This is a genomic window from Collinsella sp. AF36-3AT (genome assembly GCF_003475205.1).
GTDB lineage: Bacteria > Actinomycetota > Coriobacteriia > Coriobacteriales > Coriobacteriaceae > Collinsella > Collinsella aerofaciens_AF.
This window is the reverse complement of sequence record NZ_QROZ01000018.1, coordinates 1-3,118: the sequence shown is the minus strand read 5'-3', so window position 1 is coordinate 3,118 and position 3,118 is coordinate 1. Positions and strand designations below refer to the sequence as shown.

Genomic DNA, 3,118 nt, shown 5'->3' with positions numbered 1-3,118 from the left:
GCTGGGGTAGAGGTGGTAGAAGCCGTCGAAAAGGCTCTTGACTACTTTCGATTGATGCTCAGTGCCCATTGTATTCGCTACGATTAAACTCGGCACAGGGGATACTGGTTTTCCGTGCGAAAACGCTCATGCCGCTAAATTGAGCGACCGCCTGTACTGCAGCGGGATCATCCGCCCGAGCGATCCCTTAATCCGTCGCCCGTTGCGCCAATCGGCAGAAGCCACGCGTGGACGCTGATCGCTCGAGCAAATCGTCGTCGGTTTTCGTTTAACGATTTCTTTTTCCGCTATTATCTGACCCTCGGACTTCCTCGTGATAGAAGTAGTCCACGATCACCGGATGCCCCTGGGGGACTCTGCCATAAGGCATTTCGTTGTCCACAAAGGGGCAATCGTACTTCTTGGCCATTTCCTCGGCTTTTACTTCAAGCGCTTCAAAATAGCTACGGTTGCGCTTGTTATAGATCTCATCGTAAAGCGGTACGAGATTGGGATGTTTCTCGGCGATATAATCCAGGATCGCTTTTTTGAAACCACCCCGAAGATTGAGATTTTCGAGCCAAAACAAATCGCACCGATCCTTTACTCGCTCAAAAATCATCTCAAAATCCGTGATGCCGGGAAATACCGGGGACACGAAGCAGACCGTACGGATACCTTCGTCATACACCTGCTTCATAGCAGCGATACGACGCTCGATGCTCGACGCGGAGTCCATATCGTTCTTGAAGTTCTCATCCAGCGTGTTGATCGACCATGAAACGGTCACTCGTCCAAGCCTCTTCAGCAGATCGATATCCCGTACCACAAGATCGGACTTTGTGCAGATCAGAATATCTGCATCGCTGCCAATCAGCTGCTCCAGGAGTTTCCTGGTATTCCCGAATCGCTCCTCCTGTGGATTGTAGCCATCCGTCACAGAACCGATAACCACCCGCTGTCCAGCGTATTTCTTCGGATTCTTGATTTCCGGCCAATGCTTCACATCAAGAAAGGTGCCCCATTCCTCCTTGTGTCCGGTAAAGCGCTTCATAAAGGAGGCATAGCAATACTTGCAGGCATGCGTGCAGCCTACATAGGGATTGACCGAGTAGCCGCCTACCGGCAGGCTGGACTTGGTCATGATGTTCTTTGCTTCCACCTCATTGATGAGGATTCCATCGATCACTTCCGCCATGTTCTCTGCACCTCCAGCACTCTTTCGAATTCTTCCGGCAATTCCTGAATCATGTTTTCGTCCCCTATGACAGAGACGAGGTCTTCCTTCATAAACATTGGAATGCCAAGCGCGTGCGCCTGGTCCGTCAAAGACCATGCCCACTCCGGTTCCGTATGAACCTTCCTGCTCTGCGCCCCGGTCATGGTACCGACGACGATCCAGTTGATTCCGGAAAGGTCGACCGTACCGGGATCGTCGAATAGCGGCTCAAAAGTAACGAAGAAGTGATTTGCTTTGACGTTTTTCCGAAGGGCGTCGATACGCCACAGCTCCGCTTTCCTCGTCACCGTAACGCCGAACCATGCGTTTTCCAGGTCGGTATCTAAATCCAGCAAATCGGGTCTCTTGGTCAGGAACAGGAACTGATGCTGTGGATTCTCATGGATCTTTGCAAATACCTCGTCTCGCCATTCCAGCTTCCACCCGGAGAGATCGCTCATGCCGGTAAGGAGAAAGTTCTGCGGGCGTTTCTTTTCCATCATCTTGAGCTTGCTCGGGAAGAACGCAGGATCAGCGAAGTCGTCAATCATATGCCAACGTTTCACATTGTTACGGGCATAGCAATATGGACACCCCACCGTGCAGCCGATGACGATATTCATATTCTGAATCTGATTTTTGATGCAGATGCTCATAACGCCTGCCTACCTGCCTCTCCCGTAAACACACAATCAGCCTCCCCCACCTTGCGGACAAAAGCCTCGATATCTTGCTTGCAAGCAGCAGGCTCGCAATCGCTCAAATCGTATGACGTGCCGCCGTTTCGATAGACGGCCCGATGGGAAAACGATCGGCTGACAAGCCCGATGCCGAGCTTCTCGCACAGGGTCATCCGTGCTCCCTTTCAGCTATAAAAAACAGGTGTCTATAAACAGTATCCTTGTTGATTTTCGCAGGGGCAATGAACAAACGCGTGCACCTGTCGATAAACGAACAGCTACTGGACATTGTCAAACGACTCAGATTGGAGAGGCGATGGGAGAAACCAAGATCGACCGCCGGCGGCGCTACACCCTCTCGGTCATACAGGAGGCGTTCTTCGCGCTGCTGGCCGAGGTCGGCTTCGCGAAGATGACGGTGGCGGACATCTGCCGCCGCGCCGAGATCAACCGGGGAACGTTCTATCTGCATTGCGAGGATAAGTACGCGCTGCTCGATGCGCTTATCGACGAGGCATTGGCAGCGGCTCCCCCGCTTGAGGGGGTTGAATCGGCAACGCTTTGCCAGCGTCCGCCGGCAGACGACGATTATCGCCTGCTTTATTCGGACAGCGACGCATACGCTCGCGTAGCCCAGCGCGTCATAGAACGCGGAGCGGAGCAGATGGTTCCCTGGGTCATGGAGAAAACAGGGCTTTCACGCGAAGACGCCTTCCTGCTCTTCATCCACAACGTCCAGGGCAATCTGGCCGTCAACCGCCTGCTCGGCTGGAGACGAGGCCCCGAGTTCACCCATGCCCAGGAGCTGCTCAACGCCTATTCCGAAGGGGGCTTACTGGCGGTATCCGCTCTTCGCGATTCCGATAACCCATCGTGACCTGCGATTCAGGAATACCAGCCTCCGAGCCCTCTCGTTCGGAGGCTGCGGCTAAAACCTCATTGCGCGTCTACCGCTCCGCGTTACTCGCCACCTGCCCGCGCCACCGAGAGCAGGGCGCCCAAATCGGCCTGGATCGCCCCTGCCTTGCTTCCAAGCTGCAACGGAGCCGAGCCGCCCGAGATGTTTACGCTCAAAAGGTGCGCATCCGGCAGCTTCGCGGTCATGCTCCAGAACGGGAGCGTGATGATGCCGGGGGTCATCTCGCCCACGCCGAGCTCCAGCAACAGCACGCGGCGATCGCTGCGCTCGAGCACGAAGTGCTCGTATCGTCCGAGGCTCTCGCGCCAGGCCGCACCCTGC

General features: G+C 54.9%; 4 protein-coding genes and 1 pseudogene. 1 reads left to right on the top strand and 4 read right to left on the bottom strand.

Annotated features, from left to right (window positions below; genetic code table 11):
- Nucleotides 1-268: 268 nt before the first annotated feature.
- From DW003_RS09765 to DW003_RS09755, 3 genes are read right to left on the bottom strand one after another with little or no spacing between them, the layout of a single operon-like run.
- Complete coding sequence (locus DW003_RS09765) at nt 269-1,177, bottom strand: radical SAM mobile pair protein B (protein WP_055252675.1); 909 nt, start codon at nt 1,175-1,177, stop codon at nt 269-271.
- Nucleotides 1,165-1,854 (bottom strand): radical SAM mobile pair protein A, encoded by a 690-nt coding sequence (locus DW003_RS09760; protein WP_055252677.1) that lies wholly within the window; start codon nt 1,852-1,854, stop codon nt 1,165-1,167. The genes DW003_RS09765 and DW003_RS09760 overlap by 13 nt, the downstream gene beginning before the upstream one ends.
- Entirely contained in the window at nt 1,851-2,051 is a 201-nt protein-coding gene (locus tag DW003_RS09755; protein ID WP_117759917.1) for a hypothetical protein, read from the bottom strand. The genes DW003_RS09760 and DW003_RS09755 overlap by 4 nt, the downstream gene beginning before the upstream one ends.
- 143 nt (nt 2,052-2,194) lie before the next feature.
- On the opposite strand from DW003_RS09755, the gene DW003_RS09750 reads away from it, so the two are divergent.
- On the top strand, nt 2,195-2,755 hold the full coding sequence (locus tag DW003_RS09750) for a TetR/AcrR family transcriptional regulator (RefSeq protein ID WP_117759916.1): 561 nt from the start codon (nt 2,195-2,197) through the stop codon (nt 2,753-2,755).
- Between the two features lie 83 nt (nt 2,756-2,838).
- Here the strand turns inward: DW003_RS09750 and DW003_RS09975 are convergent.
- A pseudogene (locus DW003_RS09975) lies at nt 2,839-3,118 on the bottom strand (hypothetical protein); the annotation flags it as partial.

Coding starts and splice junctions, on each gene's coding strand:
- DW003_RS09765 (WP_055252675.1), bottom strand. CDS start 1,177: ATGGCGGAAGTGATCGATGGAATCCTCATCAATGAGGTGGAAGCAAAG.
- DW003_RS09760 (WP_055252677.1), bottom strand. CDS start 1,854: ATGAGCATCTGCATCAAAAATCAGATTCAGAATATGAATATCGTCATC.
- DW003_RS09755 (WP_117759917.1), bottom strand. CDS start 2,051: ATGACCCTGTGCGAGAAGCTCGGCATCGGGCTTGTCAGCCGATCGTTT.
- DW003_RS09750 (WP_117759916.1), top strand. CDS start 2,195: ATGGGAGAAACCAAGATCGACCGCCGGCGGCGCTACACCCTCTCGGTC.